This window comes from Burkholderia sp. Ac-20365 (assembly GCF_017104715.1).
Taxonomy (GTDB): domain Bacteria; phylum Pseudomonadota; class Gammaproteobacteria; order Burkholderiales; family Burkholderiaceae; genus Paraburkholderia.
In genome coordinates, this window is sequence record NZ_JAAGPI010000010.1 from 253,359 (window position 1) to 276,085 (window position 22,727).

The 22,727-nt window shown below is 61.5% G+C and carries 21 protein-coding genes and 2 rRNA genes; 6 read left to right on the plus strand and 17 right to left on the minus strand.

Annotation, left to right across the window (positions count from 1 at the left end; all coding sequences use genetic code 11):
• Nucleotides 1-28 precede the first annotated feature (28 nt).
• Nucleotides 29-301: a hemin uptake protein HemP gene (locus tag G3O01_RS20090; protein WP_205806869.1), complete on the plus strand. Its 273-nt coding sequence runs from the start codon at nt 29-31 to the stop codon at nt 299-301.
• A gap of 257 nt (nt 302-558) precedes the next feature.
• Here G3O01_RS20090 and G3O01_RS20095 read toward each other — a convergent pair whose 3' ends face one another.
• The 6 genes from G3O01_RS20095 to uvrB all read right to left on the minus strand — a co-directional run bounded on the left by G3O01_RS20095 (nt 559) and on the right by uvrB (nt 6,749).
• The gene (locus G3O01_RS20095) at nt 559-966 is read right to left on the minus strand and encodes a heme-binding protein (protein ID WP_205806870.1); all 408 of its coding nucleotides are present in this window, start codon (nt 964-966) and stop codon (nt 559-561) included.
• Between the two features lie 37 nt (nt 967-1,003).
• The gene (locus G3O01_RS20100) at nt 1,004-2,410 is read right to left on the minus strand and encodes a 4Fe-4S binding protein (RefSeq protein WP_205806907.1); all 1,407 of its coding nucleotides are present in this window, start codon (nt 2,408-2,410) and stop codon (nt 1,004-1,006) included.
• Nucleotides 2,410-3,255 carry an FTR1 family protein gene (locus tag G3O01_RS20105; protein WP_205806871.1) on the minus strand — a complete coding sequence of 282 codons (846 nt, stop codon included), beginning with the start codon at nt 3,253-3,255 and terminating at the stop codon, nt 2,410-2,412. The genes G3O01_RS20100 and G3O01_RS20105 overlap by 1 nt, the downstream gene beginning before the upstream one ends.
• 63 nt (nt 3,256-3,318) lie before the next feature.
• Complete coding sequence (locus G3O01_RS20110) at nt 3,319-3,654, minus strand: cupredoxin domain-containing protein (RefSeq protein ID WP_205806872.1); 336 nt, start codon at nt 3,652-3,654, stop codon at nt 3,319-3,321.
• 86 nt (nt 3,655-3,740) lie between these two features.
• On the minus strand, nt 3,741-4,289 hold the full coding sequence (locus tag G3O01_RS20115; protein ID WP_205806873.1) for an iron transporter: 549 nt from the start codon (nt 4,287-4,289) through the stop codon (nt 3,741-3,743).
• A 366-nt stretch (nt 4,290-4,655) separates the two neighbouring features.
• Nucleotides 4,656-6,749, minus strand: a complete 2,094-nt coding sequence (gene uvrB / locus G3O01_RS20120; RefSeq protein ID WP_205806874.1) for an excinuclease ABC subunit UvrB — start codon at nt 6,747-6,749, stop codon at nt 4,656-4,658.
• A gap of 379 nt (nt 6,750-7,128) precedes the next feature.
• On the opposite strand from uvrB, the gene G3O01_RS20125 reads away from it, so the two are divergent.
• Nucleotides 7,129-8,328, plus strand: a complete 1,200-nt coding sequence (locus G3O01_RS20125; RefSeq protein ID WP_205806875.1) for an amino acid aminotransferase — start codon at nt 7,129-7,131, stop codon at nt 8,326-8,328.
• A 92-nt stretch (nt 8,329-8,420) separates the two neighbouring features.
• Here G3O01_RS20125 and G3O01_RS20130 read toward each other — a convergent pair whose 3' ends face one another.
• Complete coding sequence (locus tag G3O01_RS20130; RefSeq protein WP_205806908.1) at nt 8,421-9,671, minus strand: patatin-like phospholipase family protein; 1,251 nt, start codon at nt 9,669-9,671, stop codon at nt 8,421-8,423.
• Between the two features lie 25 nt (nt 9,672-9,696).
• Complete coding sequence (locus G3O01_RS20135; protein WP_205806876.1) at nt 9,697-10,494, minus strand: 3-hydroxybutyrate dehydrogenase; 798 nt, start codon at nt 10,492-10,494, stop codon at nt 9,697-9,699.
• 215 nt (nt 10,495-10,709) lie between these two features.
• On the opposite strand from G3O01_RS20135, the gene G3O01_RS20140 reads away from it, so the two are divergent.
• Together G3O01_RS20140 and rlmJ are read left to right on the plus strand one after the other, a co-directional pair.
• Nucleotides 10,710-11,681, plus strand: a complete 972-nt coding sequence (locus G3O01_RS20140; RefSeq protein ID WP_205806877.1) for an aldo/keto reductase — start codon at nt 10,710-10,712, stop codon at nt 11,679-11,681.
• 161 nt (nt 11,682-11,842) lie between these two features.
• Complete coding sequence (gene rlmJ, locus G3O01_RS20145; protein WP_205806878.1) at nt 11,843-12,688, plus strand: 23S rRNA (adenine(2030)-N(6))-methyltransferase RlmJ; 846 nt, start codon at nt 11,843-11,845, stop codon at nt 12,686-12,688.
• Between the two features lie 25 nt (nt 12,689-12,713).
• Here rlmJ and G3O01_RS20150 read toward each other — a convergent pair whose 3' ends face one another.
• From G3O01_RS20150 to cueR, 4 genes are all read right to left on the minus strand, one after another.
• The gene (locus G3O01_RS20150; protein WP_205806879.1) at nt 12,714-13,748 is read right to left on the minus strand and encodes an ABC transporter substrate-binding protein; all 1,035 of its coding nucleotides are present in this window, start codon (nt 13,746-13,748) and stop codon (nt 12,714-12,716) included.
• A 166-nt stretch (nt 13,749-13,914) separates the two neighbouring features.
• The gene (locus G3O01_RS20155; protein ID WP_205806880.1) at nt 13,915-14,271 is read right to left on the minus strand and encodes a hypothetical protein; all 357 of its coding nucleotides are present in this window, start codon (nt 14,269-14,271) and stop codon (nt 13,915-13,917) included.
• 201 nt (nt 14,272-14,472) lie between these two features.
• A complete protein-coding gene (locus G3O01_RS20160) occupies nt 14,473-14,619 on the minus strand; it encodes a DUF3563 family protein (protein WP_205806881.1) in 147 nt (48 codons plus the stop codon).
• A 282-nt stretch (nt 14,620-14,901) separates the two neighbouring features.
• Complete coding sequence (gene cueR / locus G3O01_RS20165; protein ID WP_205806882.1) at nt 14,902-15,327, minus strand: Cu(I)-responsive transcriptional regulator; 426 nt, start codon at nt 15,325-15,327, stop codon at nt 14,902-14,904.
• Nucleotides 15,328-15,463: 136 nt separating this feature from the next.
• Between cueR and G3O01_RS20170 the strand changes: the two genes are divergently transcribed.
• Together G3O01_RS20170 and G3O01_RS20175 are read left to right on the plus strand one after the other, a co-directional pair.
• Nucleotides 15,464-15,673, plus strand: a complete 210-nt coding sequence (locus tag G3O01_RS20170; RefSeq protein ID WP_205806883.1) for a cation transporter — start codon at nt 15,464-15,466, stop codon at nt 15,671-15,673.
• 15 nt (nt 15,674-15,688) lie between these two features.
• On the plus strand, nt 15,689-16,603 hold the full coding sequence (locus tag G3O01_RS20175; RefSeq protein ID WP_205806884.1) for an SDR family oxidoreductase: 915 nt from the start codon (nt 15,689-15,691) through the stop codon (nt 16,601-16,603).
• A gap of 21 nt (nt 16,604-16,624) precedes the next feature.
• On the opposite strand, the gene G3O01_RS20180 is transcribed toward G3O01_RS20175, so the two are convergent.
• The 5 genes from G3O01_RS20180 to G3O01_RS20200 form a co-directional block, all read right to left on the minus strand.
• Nucleotides 16,625-19,774 carry an error-prone DNA polymerase gene (locus G3O01_RS20180; RefSeq protein ID WP_205806885.1) on the minus strand — a complete coding sequence of 1,050 codons (3,150 nt, stop codon included), beginning with the start codon at nt 19,772-19,774 and terminating at the stop codon, nt 16,625-16,627.
• Between the two features lie 6 nt (nt 19,775-19,780).
• On the minus strand, nt 19,781-21,250 hold the full coding sequence (locus tag G3O01_RS20185) for a DNA polymerase Y family protein (RefSeq protein WP_205806886.1): 1,470 nt from the start codon (nt 21,248-21,250) through the stop codon (nt 19,781-19,783).
• The gene (imuA, locus tag G3O01_RS20190) at nt 21,180-21,887 is read right to left on the minus strand and encodes a translesion DNA synthesis-associated protein ImuA (protein ID WP_205806887.1); all 708 of its coding nucleotides are present in this window, start codon (nt 21,885-21,887) and stop codon (nt 21,180-21,182) included. Before imuA ends, G3O01_RS20185 begins: the two co-directional genes overlap by 71 nt.
• A gap of 415 nt (nt 21,888-22,302) precedes the next feature.
• A 5S ribosomal RNA gene (gene rrf, locus G3O01_RS20195) occupies nt 22,303-22,416 on the minus strand.
• A gap of 197 nt (nt 22,417-22,613) precedes the next feature.
• Nucleotides 22,614-22,727 (minus strand): 23S ribosomal RNA (locus G3O01_RS20200); the annotation flags it as partial.

Consider the following 22,727-nt stretch of genomic DNA (forward strand, 5'->3'; position numbering starts at 1 on the left):
ATCGACGAACACGAACCCAACGGCAAGCATGACGAACATGACGCGCTCTTCCACGCTAAGCCTGCGCCGCCCTGCGGCAGCGGCATTGACGACCAGCCGTCCGGCCAAGTCCGTGACGACGGCGCCCGCGGATCGCCATGCAGGCAATGGCAACAACGCAGCGCCAGCCGCTGAGACGACGGACCGCGTATTGCGCAGCGACGCGCTGTTACAGGGTCGCAGTCACGTGAGCATCGTGCACAACGGCGAGACGTATCAGCTTCGCGCCACGCGTCTGGGCAAGCTGATTCTGACGAAGTAACGGATTGCAGTAGTACAGGGTATTGTGGGGACCACCTCCCAGAGAGGTGTTGGGCACTAGCCAGCCACGACGGCTTGCACGCGAGATCTAGACCCCTTCGTGCAGACACCAAGCCAGCCGTCGAAGCAAGCCAGGCCGCTTTTTTGGTTCTCACTGTGACGTGCGCGTATAAGTCGCACAGCGTTGATGAATGCTGGAAATAAAAGCCGTGCAGATGACACCGTCTGCGCGGCTTTTTTACGTCCAGCGTAGGGCGATCAGTGCAATTCGAGCGCGGCGATGCCAGCACGCGCGATTGCCGTGTCCTGCTCCGACTTCACGCCTGACACGCCAATCGCGCCGACCGTCTCGCCTTCCACGACGATCGGCACGCCGCCCTCGACCATCGCAGCCAGCGGCGTGCTCAGAAACGCTATGCGGCCTTGCTTGATGATGTCTTCGTAGACTTTGGTTTCACGGCGCCCGAGCGCGGCCGTGCGCCCTTTCGCGGTCGCCATATCGACCGTGCCGGGAGCGGCGCCATCCATTCGATGCAGGTGAAGGAGATGACCGCCGTCGTCGAGAATCGCGATCGTTACGGTCCAGTGGTTGGCCACCGCATGCGCTTGCGCTGCGGCGGCCATTTTGACGACGTCTTCGTCGGTCAGTACGGGTTTGGTTCTCACGGGCGCCTCGCTCGGTACGCGGCGCGCCGTCGATCAATCAATGTGCCGGCCAGTACCAGAACATCAGCCACCACGCGCTATCGACGACGGCCAGTGCTGCCATAAACCATAGCACCGACAACGCACGCAGGAAAATCTGCGCCGTATAGCGGCGCGTCACGAGCCACGCGAGCCACGCACTCCACGCATTCGCGATCACGAGAATCCCGATGCGCACGTCCGACGCCCAGTCGAGCGGCACATGTTCAGCCTTCAGCAGCGACAGCGTCGTAGCCGACAGACCGAGGAACACGCCCGTGCCCGCGATCGGAATCAGCGCCTGCGCGAGATGATGCAGACGCGTGCGATCGAAACGTCCGAGCATGCGGGTCGCGCCCGCCAGCAGCGCGAGCAGCGCGGTACCGTAGACAGCGCCCGTCGCGAGGATGTACGCGATGATCATCGTGCCGTCGAGCCACGAGAACACGTCGTTCTGTTCGGGGTAATGCGTGAACAGGAACCACGGCGCGTTGGTGTCGAGCGGCCACATGATGTCGTGATCGACGAGCCACGTCGCGAGCGTCTGCTTGACGTCGATGAACCACGGCGAACCCGTCCAGTGGAACGCGCCGATCGCGATGCCGAGCAGGCCATAGAGAATCAGCGCTGTGTCCCACGCGCTCGCCTGCTTGTCGCCGAGATGCACGACTTCCGTCGACGGCTTGCGCCACGTCAGCGCGATCGCATCGCGGTGGCCGCTGCAACGGCCGCACATATGGCACGCTGCAGCGCCTTCCATCTTGCGCAACGGCACGAGCGGCGCGCAGTTGATCGGGATCACGCGATGCCCGTGTTCGCCTTCCTTGTACGACCGGCGCCACGCGTCTTCGTCGACTTTGTAGTGGAACGGCGCGAGGCGCGCCAAAAGCGAAAAAACCCCGTTGACGGGGCACAGGTATTTACACCAGACGCGCTTCTCTCGACCGTATAACAATCCGATGATCATCGCGGCGAAGGTCGATCCGCCTAACACCAGTAAGACCGCTTTCGGATACTGGTAGACGCTGACCATCTGACCGTAGATCGTCGTCAGACCGAATGCGACGAATGGCCAGCCGCCCCATCGCATCCAGCGTGGAATCGCCCAGCCTCTGCCATATTTGCTCGCGAATTCCGCAAGCGCGCCTTCAGGACATAAGACACCGCACCACACGCGCCCGAGCATCACCATCGACAGCAACACGAACGGCCACCAGATGCCCCAGAACACGAACTGCGCCGCGAGCGTCAGGTTATTCCACAGATGCGCAGTGTCGCCCGGCAGTTCGGTGAACGCGGGCACGAGAATCAGAAACGCGTAGACAGCGACGACGACCCACTGGATGCCGCGGATGGCAGCGCCGTGGCGCTGCATCCAGTTTCCGGCAACAGCCAGCCGGCTGCGGCGATTTGCAACGGCACTCATCATGCCGCGCGCCCTGCTGCCTGTTGCGCCGGAACGCGCTTCGAGCGGCGGATCAGATACCACACGACGGCCCAGTACAGCGCGTACGTGATCAGGTTCATCAGCGCCGGATGCGCGCGATAACCCGTCAGCGTCGCGACCAGCGAGCCGATCGTGCTCGAGTCGTCGATGATCATCGACGTATTCCACACGCGGTCGACGATGGTCGGCAGGATTTCCTTGTCGATCAGCTTGTCGACGCCGGTCTGGAACAGGCCCGCGCCGAGGAACAGCAGCATGATTTCGGTGACGCGGAAGAACAGGCGCCACGAGAAGATCTTGCCGCCCAGTTGCAGCAGATAGAACGTGACGAACGCGAGACCGAGGCCCAGCACGACAGCCAGAATCTGATCCATGCCGACGTGACCCGACTGACCGAAACCCAGGCCGTACAGGAAGATCACCGTCTCGCTGCCTTCACGTGCGATCGCCAGCGCGACCAGCACGGCGACGCCCCACCAGTTCGCGCTCTGCGTGCTCTTTTGCAGCGATTTTTCCATGTCGCGTTTGAGCGTGCGCCCGTGCGACTTCATCCAGATCACCATCTGCACGATCAGCACGCAAGCCACCAGCACCATCGCGGTCTGGAAATAATCCTGCGCATCGCCCGACAGCACTTCGGTGAAACCGACCAGCGCCGCGCCGAGACCGATCGCGGCCAGAATGCCCGCCGCAACGCCCGCCCACAGATACGGCAGACCATGACGCGCCTGTTCGTCGCCGTTTTTCAGCCACGCGTACAGAATGCCGACGACGAGCAGCGCCTCGACGCTTTCCCGCCATACGATGAACACTACCTGACCCATCGAAACCTCCAGCTACTTCAGTGGACGCCGCGCGTCCGTATTACGGCTCGTGCTGCCGCGACGTCACTTGGCGACGATCACGCCCTGCGCCTGCTGATGAAAATCATCAAAAAACTTGTAGGTGCCGGGATCGAGCGGCGCGATCACGACCACCGATTCGGCGCCAGGCGCCAGAACCTTTTCCTTGCGCAGCTCGACGCTCTCGAATTCCGCCGCGCCCTTACCCGTGTTCTTCACTTCGATACGGATACGCTTGCCGGCAGGCACTTCGATACGCGCCGGCGTCAGCTTGCCGTCCGTCATTTCCAGCTTGAACGTGACGGCTTCCTCGGCGGCGTGTGCCACCCCGAAAAACGATGCCGCCATCGCGAGAACGGCAATCTTCTTATTCACTCTCATGCACCTTCCTAAGAATGCGGCGCGCTTGTCACACTCTTCTCACGCGCCGCTCACTGCGTTAGGGATCGCGATGCGACCAATGGCGATCAGTAACCGCCCTTCTTGCCGATGCCCGCGAACGTGAAATCGTACTCGAGCGTGAACGGCGTGAACCACTGGCCCACGCCCGTTTCCTTGTCGACGTGACGGCCGAATGCCATGTGGCCGTCCTGCATCGGCGGTTGCACGATCAGCTTCAGGTGATACTTGCCCGGGCCAGCGAGCTTGACGTTATCGCCATAGTGCGGACCGTCGTCAGCGACCATCGGCATCAGGTCGCCCTTCTGGTCGTAGCTCGAACCCGGCTTCGTCAGTTCGTAGCGCACTTGCAGATACGGCATCCAGTCGCCTTCTGCGAAGCCCGTCGGATTCTTCTTGACGGCATGGATGTCGGCTTCGAGGTGGACGTCGGAATCCGATGCCTTGCGCATCATGCCTTCCGGATCCATCGTGATCGGTTGCAGATACACGGCGCCGATTTCCATCCCGCCACGGATCTGCTGCTTGCCGATCGGATATTCGGCAGCCGACGCCGACATCATGGCCACGGCAGCGAGGGCAGCTACCCCGCCGCTCAAGATTGACGAAACGCGCATTGAAACTCCTTTGGTTTTTTTAGACTGAAGCAACGAAAAGCCAGGTTCGGAAAGGCGCGGTGAAGAGGTCTCGCACACGCATGGTCTTCACGTCTTTCTCGAATCGCCCGCTGCACCAACGCAACGCGCCAACGCAAATGCGAAGGAAGCAACGAACGGTAATGCGAACCATTCTCAATACTTGAACCAGTTTATCACTGTTCAGGGGGAGAAACAAATGTGGAAACCTCGAAAGCCTTGCTGCAACAGGGTCTTACGGGGAGCTTAAGCGGAGTTTTCAGAACGATGCAGCGTGAGGGTTGCCGCAAATTGCCAGATCGGGTGTGCGGCATGCGGCGCTTTGCCGCCGCATGCGCGTTGATCCGCCTAGTCCGTGCCTGTCAGATGATCGCCGACATTCGCGCCGAACACTCGCTGCCGTAGCAACGCAAGCTGGTCGCGCATCTGAGCCGCCTTTTCGAATTCGAGATTTTTCGCGTGCTCCATCATCTGCTTCTCGAGACGCTTGATCTCCTTGGCGATCTGCTTCTCAGACATGTCTTCGAACTTCGCACGAACCTGCTGCTCCTTCAGCTCAGCGCGCGCTTCGTCAACGTTGTAGACGCCGTCGATGATGTCCTTGATCCGCTTCACCACGCCGCGCGGCACGATGCCCATCTTCTCGTTGAACGCCATCTGCTTCGCGCGCCGCCGCTCGGTTTCGTCGATCGCGCGCTTCATCGAATCCGTGATCTTGTCGGCGTAGAGAATCGCCTTGCCGTTCACGTTACGCGCCGCGCGGCCGATCGTCTGGATCAGCGAGCGCTCGGCGCGCAGGAAGCCTTCCTTGTCGGCATCGAGAATCGCGACCAGTGAAACTTCAGGAATATCCAGCCCTTCGCGCAGCAGGTTGATCCCGACCAGCACGTCGAATGTGCCCAGCCGCAGGTCGCGGATGATTTCGACGCGCTCGACGGTGTCGATATCGCTGTGCAGATAGCGCACCTTCACGCCGTGATCGGCGAGAAATTCGGTCAACTGTTCGGCCATGCGCTTGGTCAGCACAGTAACCAGCACGCGGTCGCCCGCCTTCACGCGCTCGTTTATCTCGCCCAGCACATCGTCGACCTGCGAGCGCGCGGGACGCACTTCGATTTCCGGATCGACGAGACCCGTCGGACGCACGACCTGTTCGGCCACCTGCCCCGCCGTCTTCTTCTCGTAATCGGCGGGCGTCGCGGATACGAACACGACCTGGCGCATCTTGCGCTCGAACTCGTTGAACTTGAGCGGCCGGTTGTCGAGCGCGGACGGCAGACGGAAACCGTAATCGACCAGATTTTCCTTACGCGCGCGATCTCCGTTGTACATGCCATTCAACTGGCCGATCAGCACGTGCGATTCGTCGAGGAACATCATCGCGTCGGACGGCAGATAGTCGACGAGCGTCGGCGGCGGCTCGCCCGGCAGCGCGCCCGAGAAGTGCCGCGAGTAGTTCTCGATGCCCTTGCAGAAGCCCAGTTCCTGCAGCATTTCGAGATCGAAGCGCGTGCGCTGCTCGAGCCGCTGCGCTTCGACCAGCTTGCCGTCGCCGTAGAAGAATTCGAGCCGGTCTCGCAATTCAGTCTTGATCGTCTCAACAGCGCGCATCACGGTCTCACGCGGCGTCACATAGTGCGACGACGGATATACGGTGAAACGCGGAATCTTCTGACGGACTTTGCCGGTGAGCGGATCGAACAGCTGGAGCGTGTCGATCTCGTCGTCGAACAGTTCGACGCGCACGGCCATTTCCGCGTGCTCGGCCGGAAAAATATCGATCGTATCGCCGCGCACCCGGAACGAGCCGCGCGCGAAGTCGGCTTCATTGCGGTTGTACTGCATCGCAATCAGACGCGCGATGATGTCGCGCTGCCCGATCTGATCGCCCGTACGCAGCGTCAGAATCATCTGGTGATATTCCGACGGATTACCGATACCGTAGATCGCCGACACGGTCGCCACGATCACGACATCGCGCCGCTCCATCAGGCTCTTGGTGGCCGACAGACGCATCTGCTCGATATGCTCGTTGATCGACGAGTCCTTTTCGATAAACAGGTCGCGCTGCGGAACGTAGGCTTCCGGCTGGTAGTAGTCGTAGTACGAGACGAAGTACTCGACGGCATTGCGCGGGAAAAACTCGCGAAACTCGGCGTACAACTGCGCGGCGAGCGTCTTGTTCGGCGCGAAAACGATGGCCGGCCGGCCCAGACGCGCGATCGTGTTCGCCATCGTGTAGGTCTTGCCGGAGCCCGTCACGCCGAGCAGCGTCTGGAACGACAGACCGTCCTCGACACCTTCGACGAGCGTGTCGATCGCCGTCGGCTGGTCGCCGGCGGGCGGATACGGCTGATAAAGCCGGAACGGGGAGCCCTCGAACGTCACGAATTTGGATTCGTCGAGAGCGTCGTTGACTTCACTCAGATGATGTTCGGACATGGAAGCGGCACCTCGGCCGGGAGCAAACGACTATTCTAGCGTTTTGCGAACAGGCGGGCTGACGCCCCGCCGGACGGCCGGAACGCCCGCACCGCGCGTCCGCTGACGCGCCCGGATTGATGCGAACGCGGCATAAAAACATCGCCAGATCGCTGTTTTCATTGCAAATTAATCCGTTCGCAGCGCCAGCCGATGTCAAAAACCCCGGCGAGATTCGTTACAATGGCACGTTGCGCGCCAGCGCGGCCGTCGGTTGAAAGCGTTGCCGGAACCCCAGTCAGGCTATTCCGCCGCACATTCCGAACCCGGCCACAGCGCGGTGCATGCGGTTCCTAGCAGCATCCGAAGTGTTCCCTCTTTTCACTACTGCCGAATCATCATGTCTCTGTTCTCCGCTGTCGAACTCGCTCCCCGCGACCCGATTCTGGGCCTGAACGAAGCTTTCAACGCAGATACGCGCACCACCAAGGTCAATCTGGGCGTTGGCGTGTATACCAACGAAGAAGGCAAGATTCCTCTGCTGCGCGCTGTCCGCGACGCAGAAAAGGCACGCATCGAAGCGGCGCTGCCGCGCGGCTATCTGCCTATCGAAGGTATCGCCGTCTATGACGCAGCCGTGCAAAAGCTGCTGCTCGGCAACGATTCGCCGCTGATCGCCGCGGGCCGCGTCGTCACGGCGCAGGCGCTGGGCGGCACGGGCGCGCTGAAGATCGGCGCGGACTTCCTGAAGCGCGTGAACCCGGCATCGAAGGTCGCGATCAGCGATCCGAGCTGGGAAAACCACCGCGCGCTGTTCGAAAGCGCAGGCTTCGAAGTCGTGTCGTACCCGTACTACGACGCGGCCACGCACGGCGTGAACTTCGAAGGCATGCTGTCGGCGCTCAACAGCTACGCAGCGGGCACGGTTGTCGTGCTGCACGCGTGCTGCCACAACCCGACGGGCGTCGATCTGACGGTCGACCAATGGAAGCAGGTGGTCGAAGTCGTGAAGGCGCGTGAACTCGTGCCGTTCCTCGACATCGCGTATCAGGGCTTTGGTGACGGCATCGACGCCGACGCAGCCGCTGTGCGCCTGTTCGCGCAATCGGAACTCAACGTGTTCGTGTCGTCGTCGTTCTCGAAGTCGTTCTCGCTGTATGGCGAGCGCGTCGGCGCCCTGTCGATCATCACGGGCAGCAAGGAAGAAGCCGCACGCGTGCTGTCGCAACTCAAGCGCGTGATCCGCACGAACTACTCGAACCCGCCGACGCACGGTGGCGCCGTCGTCGCAGCCGTGCTCGGCTCGCCGGAACTGCGCGCAACGTGGGAAGCGGAACTCGGCGAAATGCGTGACCGCATCCGCGCGATGCGCAATGGCCTTGTCGAAGGCCTGAAGGCAGCGGGCATCGACCGCGACTTCAGCTTCGTGAACGCACAGCGCGGCATGTTCTCGTACTCGGGTCTGACGGCTGCACAAGTCGACCGTCTGCGCGAAGAGTTCGGCATTTACGCTGTCAGCACGGGCCGCATCTGCGTGGCCGCGCTGAATACGCGCAACCTGGACGTGGTGGCCAACGCGGTCGCCGCTGTCCTGAAGTAAGCATGGCAAGTGAGACGGCGCGGCGCGTCGTCTCAACTGCGATCAAAAAGGCGCTCCATGTGAGCGCCTTTTTTATGCCGCGAACATCGCGTTCAACGCAAATCGCGGTGGATATCGTGCGTGACGAAGCCCGAATCGTTGTCCGGCATCTCGAGCCAGCCCGGCTGCGCAAGCGAGTTACGGATGTCTTCGAGGCCGCTGTCCCAATGCTGGAGCATCGTCGACAAACCGAACTGATAGTCCTTGTAATGCCCTTCGTATTCCTTGTTGCGGTAGATCAGGTGAATCACGTTATAGCGCTTCGAGCACGACAGTTCCTGCGCGAGCTTGCACCACGGGTCATCGCTATGCTCGGGCGACACACGCTCAAGCACTTCGCGCAGTACATGCCGGAAGCGCTGCGTGCGTTGCATCATGTCCGTGACGAGACGCGTGCGGCTCGAATACTGGATGTCCTTCATCCGCCCTTGCACGTCGGTGATGTTGTCTGGCACCGGACCTAAGGCGCTCCACAAATCGACCTGAAACGCGAGCGTGTCGCGGCGCGGACTGGCCTGCGCGACTTCGTACAGCGGCGTGTTCGACATCAGGCCACCGTCCCAGTAATACTCGCCGTCGATCTCCACCGCACCAAACCCCGGCGGCAACGCACCCGAAGCCATGAAATGCTCGGGCTTGAGCGTCGTATGCATATTGTCGAAGTAGGCGAAATTGCCCGAATGCACATTCACGGCGCCAACCGACACATGCATTTCCTTCGAGTTGATCCGGTCGAAATCGCAGAGCCGCTCGAGCGTCGCCTTGAGCGGCGTCGTGTCGTAGTAGCTCGCTAGTTGCGGCGGAACGGAAACAGCAGGCAACGGCGGCGGGAACCGCGGCGTGAAGAACCCCTTCTGCCCATCCACGAGCGCGCCGACTGCCTGCATCGCGGTGAACGCCTTGCGCACTGTGTCGCTGGAATTGAAGAGCGCCTGCTCGATGGACGGCGGCACGGGCGGACCATAGGCCGGCTGGCAAATGGTCTCCCAGAACTCGCGCAGTTTCTCGACGCGCTGCTCGGGCGCATTACCCGCAATGATCGCCGTGTTCAGCGCGCCAATTGAAATACCCGCGAGCCAGTTGGGCCGGATGCCCGCCTCGTCGAGTCCCTGATACACGCCCGCCTGATACGCACCGAGCGCGCCGCCGCCTTGCAGCATCAGCGCGACCGTCTCGTACTGAGGCAGCGCCGCGTGATGACTGGCGCGAACGCCAGGCGCCGCGCCCGCCTGCTCGCTTTCATCTGCACCGGCTGCGCCGGTGCGTGCCCGCTTCACACTACGTTGTGAGTCGCGTTGCGCCATCATCACCCTCCTCGCTTATTGCACGTTACTGCATATACCAGCCGTGGCTCACGATGAACGATTGACCCGTGAGCGCCGCCGTCGGGAACGACGACAGGAACAGCACCGTTTGCGCGACATCTTCGACCGTGGTGAAAATGCCGTCCACTGTGCCGCCCAGCATCACGCGCTTGACCACTTCTTCCTCGCTGATGCCCAGTTCCTTCGCCTGCTCGGGAATCTGCTTGTCGACGAGCGGTGTACGCACGAAACCCGGACATACGACATGCGAGCGCACGTTATGTTTCGCGCCTTCCTTCGCGAGCACGCGCGACAGACCGAGCAGCGCGTGCTTGGCCGTGACATAGGCAGACTTCAGCGGCGACGCTTCGTGCGAGTGCACCGAGCCCATGTAGATCACGATGCCACCGCGATCGTCCTTGTACATGTGCTTGAGTGCCGCCTTCGTGGTGAGGAATGCGCCATCGACGTGAATGGCCTGCATCTTCTTCCAGTCCGAAAACGAATAGTTTTCGATCGGATTAACGATCTGAATGCCCGCGTTGGAAATCAGGATATCCACTGAGCCGAGCTCGGCCGCGACCTTGTCGATGCCCTGGTTGACGGCGTCTTCGTTCGTCACGTCCATTGCGACGCCAAGCGCCTTGCCGCCTGCCTTGTTGATTTCTTCAGCGACGGCGTTCGCGCCATCCTGGTTCAGGTCCGCGATCGCGACGGCCGCGCCCGCCACCGACAGCGTCAACGCGATCTGCTTGCCGATGCCGCTCGCCGCGCCCGTGACGACAGCGACCTTGCCTTTCAGACTCTCATTCGATGACGACATCCAGAACCTCCATGCAGTTGATTGAGCAATGACAACATGGCGCGCAGGCAGCATCAAGCTGGCTGAATGGCATATGCCGTTCGGTCGATTGCTGCACTGCGGCCGGTTCCGCTATTGTGCATGAAGCAACGCGAACTACACACCCAAAGGCACGTATTGCCGATTCGGATTAATGTGTGGGGTTCCGGCTACGACACTCAAACAAGGAGATCTGGATGAACTACCGACGTCTCGGCCGTTCCGGCCTGCAGGTCAGCGAACTGTCCATTGGCTCGTGGGTCACGTATGGCAATCAGGTGGACCGGCGCCTCGCGCGGGAATCGCTTGCCGCTGCGCGCGACGCGGGCGTGAATTTCTTCGACAACGCCGAGGTCTATGCAGGCGGCAAGTCCGAGCAGATCATGGGCGAAGCGCTGAAGGAACTGAACTGGCCGCGCATCAGCTATATCGTTTCGACCAAGTTCTTCTGGGGGCTCAACGAAGCGCCCAATCAGTATCACACGCTCAACCGCAAATATCTGCTGAACGCGATCGACCATTCGCTCAAACGCCTGCAGCTCGATTATGTCGATCTCGTGTTCTGTCATCGTCCTGACCCACACACGCCCATCGAAGAAACCGTGTGGGCGATGAGCGACATGATCACGCGCGGCAAGGCCCTCTACTGGGGCACGTCCGAATGGAGCGCTGATGAAATCCGCGCAGCGTACGAGATTGCCGAGCGCCATCATCTGCACAAGCCGGTGATGGAACAACCGCAGTACAACCTGTTCCACCGCAAGCGCGTCGAGCAGGAATACGCCCGGCTGTATGAAGACATCGGCCTCGGTCTCACGACGTGGAGCCCGCTCGCTTCCGGCCTGCTGACGGGCAAGTATCGCGCCGGCGTACCCGCCGGCAGCCGCGCCGAACTGCAGGGCTACGACTGGCTGAAAAAGGAACTGACGGACTCCGGCAAGAATAATGTGGTGGGTCAGCTCGGAGAAATCGCGGACGAACTCGGCTGCACCGTCGGGCAACTGGCGCTCGCGTGGATTCTGAAGAACCCGAACGTCAGCACGATCATTACGGGCGCGTCGCGCGTCGAACAGATCGCGGAAAACATGAAAGCAAAGGACGTGGCCGAGCAGATCACGCCCGAGCTCAAGGAGAAGATCGAAGCGATCGTCGGCGATAGCTATCAGTAAGCGTCGCGCATGCCGCGCGAGCGGCCGGCGCAGCAAACGGGCGGCGGCGAGCGGGCTGGTCCGCTCGCGTACAATACGCAGCCCGCAACGTTTGACCGTGCGGCCGCGCGGTTTCGCAGCGCAGCCGCATAAACTGCTTCTTCATTAGCGCCTTCATCGCCATGCTCAGTTACCGCCACGCTTTCCACGCAGGCAATCACGCCGACGTCCTGAAACACGCCGTCGTCGTGCAATTGCTGCGCTATCTCGGACAAAAGGACAAGGCGTACTGGTACATCGACACGCACGCGGGCGCCGGCGTCTATTCGCTGAAAGAAGGTTACGCGACCAAAACGGCGGAGTTCGAAACGGGCATCGCGAGACTGTGGGATCGCAAGGATCTGCCGCCGGTGCTCGCCGAATATGTCGATGAAGTGTCCGCGCTGAATCCCGATGGCGAACTTCGCTACTACCCGGGCTCGCCCTACCTCGCTTGGCGTCTGATGCGCGAGCAGGACCGCATGCGTCTGTTCGAATTGCATAGCACCGAAATCGACGTGCTGCGGCATAACTTCCGTGACGCGGGCCGCCGCGCGATGCTGTTCGCGGGCGATGGCTTCGATGGCATCAAGGCGCTGCTTCCGCCAGCGCCGCGTCGCGCGCTCGTGCTCGTCGATCCGTCCTATGAAGACAAGAAAGACTATGCGCGCACGCTGAATTGCGTCGAAGAGAGTCTGAAACGGTTTGCGACGGGAACATATGCCGTCTGGTATCCGCAGGTTGCGCGGCCGGAATCGCAGCGCTTTCCTGAACAGCTGAAGAAGTTGCAGGACAAGAACTGGCTGCACGTCTCGCTGACCGTCAGCAACCCGCCTAGCGATGGCTTCGGGCTGTTCGGCAGCGGCATGTTCATTCTCAATCCGCCTTATACGCTGGCGAAGATGATGAAGGACACGCTGCCGTGGCTCGTCGACGTGCTCGGAGAAGACAAGGCCGCGCAGTTCAAGGTCGAGCATCGCGGCGACTGACACATCGCCGCGATATGTCCGCAGGTTATTTGACCTGCTCGCCCGCCTTGCGCGCAAAGTCGTTCGTGTAGGTCGCTTTCAGATCGACTTTCGACGCATCAAGCCGCGTATCGAACGAAGATAGCGCGCGTAGCGCTGTCGGCGGGCCATCGGCCGGCATCAGACCATCCGGGGAATAGGCTTCGCGCACGTTGTGAAAAGCGTCGATGTAGAGCGCCTTGTCGTTCAGCAAGTAGGCCGCGGGCACCATCTTCACGATATCTGCATCGCTTGCCGTCTGAAGCCAGCGGTCCGCGCGCACGATCGCATTGGCCAATGCCTGAGTCGTCTTCGGATTCTTCTGGATGAAGCTGTCCGATGCATAGAGCGTCGCGGCGGGCATCGTCCCGCCGAACACATCCTGCGTGCCCTTTACGGTGCGCGTATCGACCAGCACCTTGATATCGCCCGAGCGTTGCAGCTTCGTCATCATCGGATCGACGTTTGACAGCGCGTCGACCTGACCGTTGCTCACCGCGGAAATCACGGTTGCGCCGCTGCCGACCCCGATCACCGAAATATCGCTGCGTTGTACGCCCGCCTTGCGCAACGCGACAGTCAGCACGAGATCGGTCGACGAACCCGGCGCGCTCACGCCCACTTTCGCGCCCTTGAAATCGGCCAGCGACTTCAGCGTGTCGGCCTTGCCCTTGGTCACCGCGACGGCGATCTGCGGCGCGCGGCCCATCAGCACGAACGCGCGGTAGTGCTGGCCTTTCGCCTGCATGAAGATTGTATGTTCGTAGGCACCGGCGCCGACATCTGCGCTGCCGCCGACCACCGCTTCGAGTGCCTTCGATCCGCCCGCGAAATCCTCAAGCGTCACGTCGAGGCCTTCGTCCTTGAAGAAACCGAGTTGCGACGCCGTCAGTACAGGCAGGTAGTAGAGACCCGGCAATCCGCCGACGGCCATCGTAAGCGCCGGCTTTTCGGGCGTGTCCTTCGCGATTGCAGGTTGCGCAGCAAGGGTCAGCAGCGCCGCGCATGCAATAGTCGCGCGGCGGAACCAGAGTTCGCGCATTCGTTATCTCCTGTTCTGTTCGAATTGTTCGTCTCGCCGCGCGGGATGTGTGGAATACACGGCCGCGGGCGATGATCGCGCAACGATTGTCGTCGGATGAACGGGTGCACGCCATGCGCCGAAACCCGTATAGGCGGGCGCGCCGCGTCAGGCCGGCGGCGTCGGACTATTGAGAATGCGGCACGATAATCCGTGGTCGCGATTGCGGCTGCGGTGTCGGATAGGGAGATGGCGCCGCCGAACCGCCCGGCAGCTGGATATACGGCGCGACGATATAAGGCGGGGCACCGCTGGGCGTGAGCTCTTCAGGCGCGGCGATCGGCTGCGCCTCGACGATACGGCTATGCGACAGCGGTGCGGTCTGCAGCACAGTGCCGCCCTGGCCGTCGCTGACGCCGCCTTGCGTGTCGAGCACCAGCGGCGGCCGGCTCGTCGACGAAGCGGCAAATGCCATCGATGCTGCCCCCAGCAGCACGACAGCCGCTGCGGATCGCAGCAGATGAATCGATTGGTCTGAAAACATGGGCGCCCCGGATGATTGTAGGAATGCCGGTTATCGCGAAAACATCCTACCTTACCGCGACACTGGAATTTGAGCTAGCTGCTGACGGGCAGCGTAGCCCGATTCACAGGCTCCAGATGTGACAAAGCCCCGCATGACGGGGCTTGATCTTGCAACCGGGGCTCGCGGCGATTGATTGCCGCGTGAGCCGGAGCGAACGACTTACAGCGAGTAGCCGCTGGTTTCGAGGCTGCGGATACGCTGCTCGAGTTGGACGATGTCCGACGATGCTGCAAGGTAGGCCTCACGGCGGCTACGTTCAGCAGTTTCAAACCAGTTGCTCAGCTTTTCAATAACAAACGCAAACATGATGAACTCCAAGGATCAGTTAAGAATCCCCGGTGAATTGGGCATCAGGGATTTCCCGTAGAAGGGTTAACCCGAATTATAGCGCGATGGTGCAACCTTGCCAGTGAATTGCACGAATGACGTGCATTCCGTTTTGGAATGGTGCAGATTAATTTCCCGAGCAAACCACTGATTTATTGCGGTTTTTTAGACATCGGTCGAAAAATCTGCCAGTCTGGACAACAATTTTGCACCACCAAAGTGCAAGAACGACGATTGCTCACAACGTTGCGTCACTGTTTTTCAATGACTGTGACAATGCGGCGCAGCCGACGCCGAATCCACGGCGGCAAGGCTCTCGATAATCGGGCAATCCGGGCGATCGTCGCCGTGACAATGGTCGGCCAGATGGGCAAGCGTGTCGCGCATCTCGGTCAGTTCGGCGATCCGGCGGTTCAGCTCGGCCACATGCTCCAGCGCGATCGATTTCACTTCCGCGCTTGCGCGCGACCGGTCGTTCCACAGCGCAAGCAGCTTGCGGATGTCCTCGACGAGGAACCCGAGGCGCCGCGCCTGGCGGATAAAGCGCAGCGAATGGACTTCCTGCGCCCCGTAAACGCGGTATCCCGCTGACGTGCGTTCTTTCGCCGCGAGCAAGCCGACACTCTCGTAGTAGCGGATCATTTTCGCCGTGACGCCCGACGCGCGGGCCGCTTCACCAATATTCATCACTCGTTCCCCACTGTGCTTTCACGCGATATGTTGCATGATTCTTGACCTTCCCACAGTGGGAAGGTCAATCATGTAGTTGCCGGTCGACAGGCATAATTCAACCCGTTATACGACTTACAGCTAGAGGACAAGCATGAGCATCGAATTCAAGGTAGAAGGCATGAGCTGCCAGCATTGCGTCGCGGCCGTCACACGCGCCATCCAGGAACAGGACGCCGGCGCGCAGGTCAAGGTCGATCTGTCCGCGGGCAAAGTTGCCGTGCAGTCGGGCGCGTCCGTCGACGCACTGAAGGCTGCGATCGACGAAGCCGGCTACACCGTCGTCGGCGTCGACGGCAACTGAAAACGGAACGCACGCATGTTCAAGGTGGCCGTAATCGGCGCGTCAGGTTTGCTGGGACGCGCAATCGTCGATGAACTGGTGCAGCAGCGCGACTGGCAGCTCGTGCAGACGACCTTCAGCCGCTCTGCCGCACAAAGCGTCAGGCTCGACATCCGCGATCCCGATGCCGTCGCGCAGTTTGTCGATCGCGAACGCCCGGACGCGATCGTTATCGCCGCGGCCGAGCGTCGGCCCGATGTATGCGAGCACGATCCGGCGCTCGCGCGCGCGTTGAACGTGGATGCCGTGCGGGCGATCGCGTCGGCGGCGCGTCGGCATGGCGCGTGGGTGCTGTCGATTTCCACCGATTACGTGTTCGACGGCACGCAGCCGCCCTATCTCTACAACGCCGCGCCGTCGCCGATCAACGCGTACGGCCGCAGCAAGCTGGAAGGCGAACGGGCGCTCGCGGAGTCGACGGATCTTGGCTGCGTGCTGCGCTTGCCGCTGCTGTTCGGGCCTATCGTCGACTGGCAGGAATCGGCCGTCACGAGTCTCGTGCCCGCGATCGCCGCATCGGCCCGTACGAAGCCCGAAGCGAAAGCTGCCGTGATGGACGCGTGGGCGATCCGTTATCCGACGTTTACGCCCGACGTGGCCGTCGTCGTGCGTCAAATGCTCGAACGGCACGCGTGTGGCGACGCGGTCTGCGGCACGGTGCAGTGGTCTGGCGACGAGCCGATGAAAAAGTTCGACATCGCGCAACGCCTCGCTGACGCGTTGCGGATCGACGCGCAACTGACACCGCAGCACACGCCGACGGATGCAACGCCGCGCCCGCACAACTGTCATCTCGACTCGGCGCGGCTCGAAGCGCTCGGCATCGGCCGGCGCACGCCGTTCGATAAGGCGATCCGCGAAGTGCTCGCGCAGTTCCCATGGCGCGGCTAGCACAAGAACCACGGTAAACCGTCAGTGGAAGTCACGGCTCGTCGATTGCAGCCCGCCCAGCAGATGCGACATATCGACGAGCCGTTGCGCCACCAGATGCCGCACTTCCCCTTCGCATTGCCATGTGCCGTACACGGCAAGCAGTGACGCGCCGAGCGCTTCCCGCCTCTGCTTCTCCAGCAAGCTCGGCCAGATGATCACGTTGACGTTGCCCGTCTCGTCCTCGATCGTCACGAACAGCACGCCTTTCGCGGTGCCCGGCCGCTGGCGCACGGTGACGATGCCGCAGCCGCGCGCGAGCCGCCCGTTGCGATAATCGCGCAACGTCGACGCGGGCATCAAACGCTGTTCGAGCAATGCCGGGCGCAACAACTCCAGCGGATGACGGCCGAGCGTCAGTCCCACCGAACGGTAATCGGCGACGATATCCTGCGCCTCCGACGGCGCGCCGAGTTCTGGCGTGTCGTCCTGAACGGAAGCAATCGACAACATGTCCTTGTCGGGCACGGCGGCCACCGAATGCCATAGCGCTTCGCGCCGGTTGCCCGCCAATGAGGACAACGCGTTCGCATCGGCGAGCACGTGCAGATCGCGGCGGTTGAGCTGCGCACGGCGAGCGAGATCGTGAACGCTCGTAAACTGCCGCACCGCGCGTGCATTTTCGATACGTTCAGCCGCACCGTCCTTCATCCCGCGTAACAACGACAGACCGAGGCGCACGGCGGGACGCGTGTTGCCTTCCACCGTCTCGAGCGACGAATCCCAGCCGCTGATCGTTACATCGACAGCCAGCACGATCACGCCATGGCGCCGCGCGTCCTGCACGAGTTGCGACGGCGAATAGAAGCCCATCGGCTGGCTGTTGAGCATCGCGGCGAGAAAGGCCTCGGGCTCGTGGCGTTTCAGCCAGCTGCTCGCATAAACCAGCAGCGCGAAACTCGCCGCATGGCTCTCGGGAAAACCGTATTCGCCAAAGCCCTTGATCTGTTCGAAGATGCCTTCGGCAAAACTCTTCGGATAACCACGCTCCTGCATGCCGTTGACGATGCGGTCGTAGTATTTTTCGAGTCCGCCTTTGCGCTTCCACGCGGCCATCGCGCGACGCAACTGGTCCGCTTCGCCCGGCGTGAAGCCCGCCGCGAGAATCGCGACCTGCATCACCTGCTCCTGGAAGATCGGCACGCCGAGTGTGCGTTCGAGGGCAATCTTCAGTTGCTCGCCCGGATAGTCGACGGGCTCGAAGCCCTGCCGGCGACGCAAATACGGATGCACCGCCCCGCCCTGAATCGGCCCCGGCCGCACGATTGCCACTTCAATCACAAGGTCGTAGAACTTTTCAGGCCGCAGACGCGGCAGCATGCTCATCTGCGCGCGCGACTCGATCTGGAACACGCCGATCGTATCGGCGTTCGAGATCATGTCGTAAGTCGCTTTGTCTTCGGGCGGAATGTCCTGCATCACGAAGCGTTCGCCCGTACGGTCCGACACGAGATCCAGCGTGCGCCGGATCGCCGACAGCATGCCGAGCGCGAGCACATCGACCTTCAATAGACCAAGCGATTCGAGATCGTCCTTGTCCCACTCGATCACCGAGCGATCGGCCATCGCCGCGTTCTCGACCGGTACGAGCCGCGTGAGCTTGCCGCGGCTGATTACGAAGCCGCCCGAATGCTGCGACAGATGACGCGGAAAATTGAGCAGTTGTGCTGCAAGCCGCGCCCACGCCTGGATCATCGGCTTTTCGGGATCGAGGCCGGATTCTTCGAAGCGTTTGAGCAGGTCGTGACTCGTATCGAACCAGTGATGCGACTTCGCGACGGTATCGACGATCTGCGGATCGATACCGAGCGCCTTGCCCGTTTCGCGCAATGCGCCGCGCGGTCGATACGTCGACACAGCCGCGGCGATCGCCGCGCGGTCGCGCCCGTACTTGCGATAGATGTACTGGATGACTTCTTCGCGTCGCTGATGCTCGAAGTCAACATCGATGTCCGGCGGCTCGCCGCGCTCTTTCGAAATGAACCGCTCGAACAGCATGTTGCCGCGCGCGGGATCCACCTCGGTCACACCCAGGCAGTAACACACAGCGGAATTGGCCGCCGACCCGCGCCCCTGACACAGAATGTGCTGACTGCGCGCATAACGCACGATGTCGTAGACAGTCAGAAAGTACGGCTCATAGCCGAGGTCGGCGATCAGCGCGAGCTCGTGCTCGATCTGTTCCTGCACGTTGAACGGAATCCCGGACGGAAAGCGATACTGCGCGCCGATATACGTTTCCTGCCGCAGATACGCAGTCGGCGTGTAGCCGTCCGGCACGAGTTCGTCGGGATATTCATAGCGCAGTTCATCGAGTGAAAACGCGCAGCGCGACAGTACGCTGATCGTTTCGCGCACCGTGTGTTCGGGATACAGATTCGAGATCCGCAGACGTGAGCGCAAATGCTGTTCGGCGTTCGGCGCAAGTTCGTAGCCGCATTCGTGCACCGGTTTGCCGACGCGGATCGCCGTCATCGTGTCCTGCAATGGTTTGCGCGAACGCACATGCATCACGACGTGACCTAACGCGACCACAGGCACATTCTGCTTCTCCGCGACATACTCGAGCGCGCCGCGATGAATGTCGTCCATTGCGCGCTGATGCAATACGAGCCCGGCCCACGCGCGGTCTGGAAACGTCTCGTCGAGCCATTCAATCTGCGCTTCGAGCACCTCTTCATTCGCTGGAAAATCCGGCACGAGGATCGCGAGACAATCGGGCATGCCGCGCAGATGCGCGTACTCGCGATCAGGCCGCGACAGATCGTGCGGCGTGAGTCGATATTCGCCCTTCGGCGCACGCGTGCGCGCAAGCGTAATCAGTTCGGACAGGTTGCCGTAGCCCTCGCGATTCTGCGCAAGCAGGATCAGACCGAACGCGGGCGTGCCATCGGCATTGCGTAACCGGAAGTACGAACCGATCACAAGCGGCAAACCCACTTCCTTTGCCGCAACATGCGCACGCACGACGCCCGCAAGCGAGCATTCATCGGTGATCGCGAGCCCTGAATAACCAAGCTGGAATGCACGCTCGGCGAGTTCCTCCGCATGCGACGCGCCATGCAGAAACGTGAAGTTCGAGAAGCAGAACAGTTCGGCGTAGGCCGGCAACGCGTTGAAGGTCGTATCCATCGCGCGTCATCCGAACAGGCCGTGCAGGAACCAGCGCGGCTCCTCTTCGGCATCGCGGCTGCTGATGCGCTCGCGATACACCCAGTAGCAGGTGCGATCTTCGCCTTGCATGACGAAGTAATCACGCGTGACGAGTGCGCCGTCGAACCAGCCCGCTTCGATCCGTTCACCCGGCGACGCATGCTTGAGTGGTGAACCGTAAAACGGCCGATGCTGGCGCATCAGCAGACGCACAGGCGTCGCCAGCATCCATGTCGGACGCGGCAAGCCTTTGGGCAACTGGATTTTCTTTTCCACGTGGTTGATCGGCACCCAGCGATTCGCAATTTCGGGCCGGTAATCCGCCGTCGGCGCGGGTCGCAGCACGTTCTCTTCGCCGTTGCGCGCGATCAGCAGTTCGATCAGCCGCGCGTGATCCGCCGGCGATCCGCCTGGCTGAGGGAAAAGCTGATCGGTGGCAGGCTCGGCGCCATCGACTTTCGACGCGTCAAGCCGCAATGCGATTGCAGGCGCCTCTAGTGTGAGCCGATGCAAGCGCTCCTTCACGAGACGCAGCAAATGATCTTCGCGCCACGCTGCTTCGCCCAATGCGATATCGATCGATGTCGGTGCAATCGCTTCGCGACCACGCTCATGCTCGAACGACAACGTGATCGCCGTCACGGCCAACTGCTTCGCGCATAACCAGCCACACAACTGCACGATCAACCGATGCGCAGCAAACACCGCGCCGTCCGCATGCTCCAGACGATCGGGCAATTCGAGACGCGCGCTGAACGTGGGCGGCAGTTCGAGCCAGTCGAACAGTTCCGGCGCGGTGCCGAACGCGCGGTCGATCGAATCCAGCAGATGCTCGCCACAACGCCGCTGCAAACCGGCGCGCGGCAAACGGCGCACGTCGGCAATCGATTCACAGCCGAGACCGCTGAACCAGTCCGCAAACGGACGGATTTCCGGCACGGCGAGCATCGGCAACGGTTCGAGCACGCGTTCCAGCGACGCGAGTTGCAGCACGCGCCGGTTGCCATATTTCGCCAGCAGCCATGCGCCCTGTCCGGTTGGCGCGGCGCTGATGCGCGCCGTCAGACCGAGCGCGTCGAGAATCGCCTTTGCCTCGCGACACACCGACAACAGCCCGCCGAATAGTCGCAAACTCCCGCCGACTTCGACGAGCACCGTCGCTTCGTCGAGCAGCGCGACATCGGGCGAAAACTTCATCAGCGCGACGCCGACTTCCCGTTGCGCGGCGTTCTCTCGCCCAATGTCGCGCTCGTAGAGCGCCGTCTCCGGCGACAGCGTCAGCACACCACCGCGCTTCATCCCCAGACGCACGCCCGCCGTGCGGGCTGCGCCGTCGGCGATCGTGACCTTGTCTTTCTCCAGTACCGCGCTGCCGTGTTCAGGCTCAGGCGACCACCTCGGTCGAAAGACTTCGAGCGGCAACTTCGGCAAGTGGACGGCGAGAAAGACGCGCATGACGGGAAAACAGAACGGGGGTGGGTTGAAGAGAAATCGACAGAGGCTCCGCGCGTGTTGGACCTCGTCGTTTCACGATGTCGACCATCAGGCCGTCGGCCGAAGGTCGTAATGCCAGTCGCAATACAGCCGGCGATGAGTCCTGCGCCGATGCGAGCGGCCGGACCATGATGAAGAGCGTTTCCGACGACTGTGCGGCCAGATGCAGGCGACGTAACGACGACGCCTGCGCATGCTGCGCCCACAGGATCAGCGCGCCACAGGTGCCGGCACGCAGGATTTGCTCGGCGGACCAGAAGGCATCGGCGGTTTTGGGAGTTTTGACCTGCAGCAGTCTGTCGAGCGAGAGTCCGATGTAATCGAGGCCCAGACCGTCTGGAATATGCGGCGGCTGTACCAGTGCGATGTGACGATCGCTGAGTGAACTCAATGCAGGCCGTAACAGCCGCATTTCACCGACACCGGGTACCTGCACCAGCAAGTCGACCAGCGCGCCGACGGGCCAGCCGCCGCCCGGTAATTCGGTCGATAGCGCGGGGTATCCGGTGTCGAGCGAGCGCCGTCCGCCGCGTGCGAGCTGCGAAGCGCGCCATAGCGATGGGTGAATCTCTTCGACACGGGTAGCTGCGGATGACATCGGCGTAGGAAAATACCTGTATATTTGTACAGTATCCTACACGCAAATGATGGTGGGAATGGCGCCCTTTTTGGGGAGGGCTGAGGGCGTTTTCTTACGGCGTGAGCGTGGTGCTTGAGACGTGTTAAGACATTTAGTCAGATGTCTGGGGGGTTACGGGAGCGTAAATCGAGAAGAAAATGATCGCTGACAGACGTGAGGCCGTCGATCATTCGACGATGCAGTCGTTGCTGCGATATAGATCTAGCAACTGGGCGGATATCGTTTGCACCAGACGCGGAAAAGGCGGGACATTGAGAATTTGGGGGATGCCGGCCATTGCAGCCAGCCCGACGTTCGAGGCACGGCCGTTAATTTCCGGCCGTAGAAACGCCAAGACCCCGCTTTTGAGGGCGGGGTCTTGTCTGGGTAAGGAGCCTGACGATTACCTACTTTCACACGGGCAATCCGCACTATCATCGGCGTAGAGTCGTTTCACGGTCCTGTTCGGGATGGGAAGGGGTGGGACCGACTCGCTATGGTCATCAGGCATGACGGGTTGCTGCGTCGCGGGTTAGCGCGCCACAGCCAATCTGGAAGAAGTGTGTGTAAAGAGGGTTGTGTTGTTTCTGGCACAACACCGATCTCTCAACCTGTGTGTTCCGTCTGGAGACCCCTGCGCTTTGCGCAGGGGTGGGGCATCCATAAGTGCTAAAGCACTAACGGCTGCCGACACACACCTGTTATAGGATCAAGCCTTACGGGCAATTAGTATCAGTTAGCTTAACGCATTACTGCGCTTCCACACCTGACCTATCAACGTCCTGGTCTTGAACGACCCTTCAAGGGGCTCGAAGCCCC

Bases quoted from the DNA above. Each gene is read 5' to 3' on its own strand.
- G3O01_RS20090 (WP_205806869.1), top strand. From the start codon at position 29: ATGACGAACATGACGCGCTCTTCCACGCTAAGCCTGCGCCGCCCTGCG.
- G3O01_RS20100 (WP_205806907.1), bottom strand. From the start codon at position 2,410: ATGAGTGCCGTTGCAAATCGCCGCAGCCGGCTGGCTGTTGCCGGAAAC.
- G3O01_RS20105 (WP_205806871.1), bottom strand. From the start codon at position 3,255: ATGGGTCAGGTAGTGTTCATCGTATGGCGGGAAAGCGTCGAGGCGCTG.
- G3O01_RS20110 (WP_205806872.1), bottom strand. From the start codon at position 3,654: ATGAGAGTGAATAAGAAGATTGCCGTTCTCGCGATGGCGGCATCGTTT.
- G3O01_RS20115 (WP_205806873.1), bottom strand. From the start codon at position 4,289: ATGCGCGTTTCGTCAATCTTGAGCGGCGGGGTAGCTGCCCTCGCTGCC.
- uvrB (WP_205806874.1), bottom strand. From the start codon at position 6,749: ATGTCCGAACATCATCTGAGTGAAGTCAACGACGCTCTCGACGAATCC.
- G3O01_RS20125 (WP_205806875.1), top strand. From the start codon at position 7,129: ATGTCTCTGTTCTCCGCTGTCGAACTCGCTCCCCGCGACCCGATTCTG.
- G3O01_RS20130 (WP_205806908.1), bottom strand. From the start codon at position 9,671: ATGGCGCAACGCGACTCACAACGTAGTGTGAAGCGGGCACGCACCGGC.
- G3O01_RS20135 (WP_205806876.1), bottom strand. From the start codon at position 10,494: ATGTCGTCATCGAATGAGAGTCTGAAAGGCAAGGTCGCTGTCGTCACG.
- G3O01_RS20140 (WP_205806877.1), top strand. From the start codon at position 10,710: ATGAACTACCGACGTCTCGGCCGTTCCGGCCTGCAGGTCAGCGAACTG.
- rlmJ (WP_205806878.1), top strand. From the start codon at position 11,843: ATGCTCAGTTACCGCCACGCTTTCCACGCAGGCAATCACGCCGACGTC.
- G3O01_RS20150 (WP_205806879.1), bottom strand. From the start codon at position 13,748: ATGCGCGAACTCTGGTTCCGCCGCGCGACTATTGCATGCGCGGCGCTG.
- G3O01_RS20155 (WP_205806880.1), bottom strand. From the start codon at position 14,271: ATGTTTTCAGACCAATCGATTCATCTGCTGCGATCCGCAGCGGCTGTC.
- G3O01_RS20160 (WP_205806881.1), bottom strand. From the start codon at position 14,619: ATGTTTGCGTTTGTTATTGAAAAGCTGAGCAACTGGTTTGAAACTGCT.
- cueR (WP_205806882.1), bottom strand. From the start codon at position 15,327: ATGAATATTGGTGAAGCGGCCCGCGCGTCGGGCGTCACGGCGAAAATG.
- G3O01_RS20170 (WP_205806883.1), top strand. From the start codon at position 15,464: ATGAGCATCGAATTCAAGGTAGAAGGCATGAGCTGCCAGCATTGCGTC.
- G3O01_RS20175 (WP_205806884.1), top strand. From the start codon at position 15,689: ATGTTCAAGGTGGCCGTAATCGGCGCGTCAGGTTTGCTGGGACGCGCA.
- G3O01_RS20180 (WP_205806885.1), bottom strand. From the start codon at position 19,774: ATGGATACGACCTTCAACGCGTTGCCGGCCTACGCCGAACTGTTCTGC.
- G3O01_RS20185 (WP_205806886.1), bottom strand. From the start codon at position 21,250: ATGCGCGTCTTTCTCGCCGTCCACTTGCCGAAGTTGCCGCTCGAAGTC.
- imuA (WP_205806887.1), bottom strand. From the start codon at position 21,887: ATGTCATCCGCAGCTACCCGTGTCGAAGAGATTCACCCATCGCTATGG.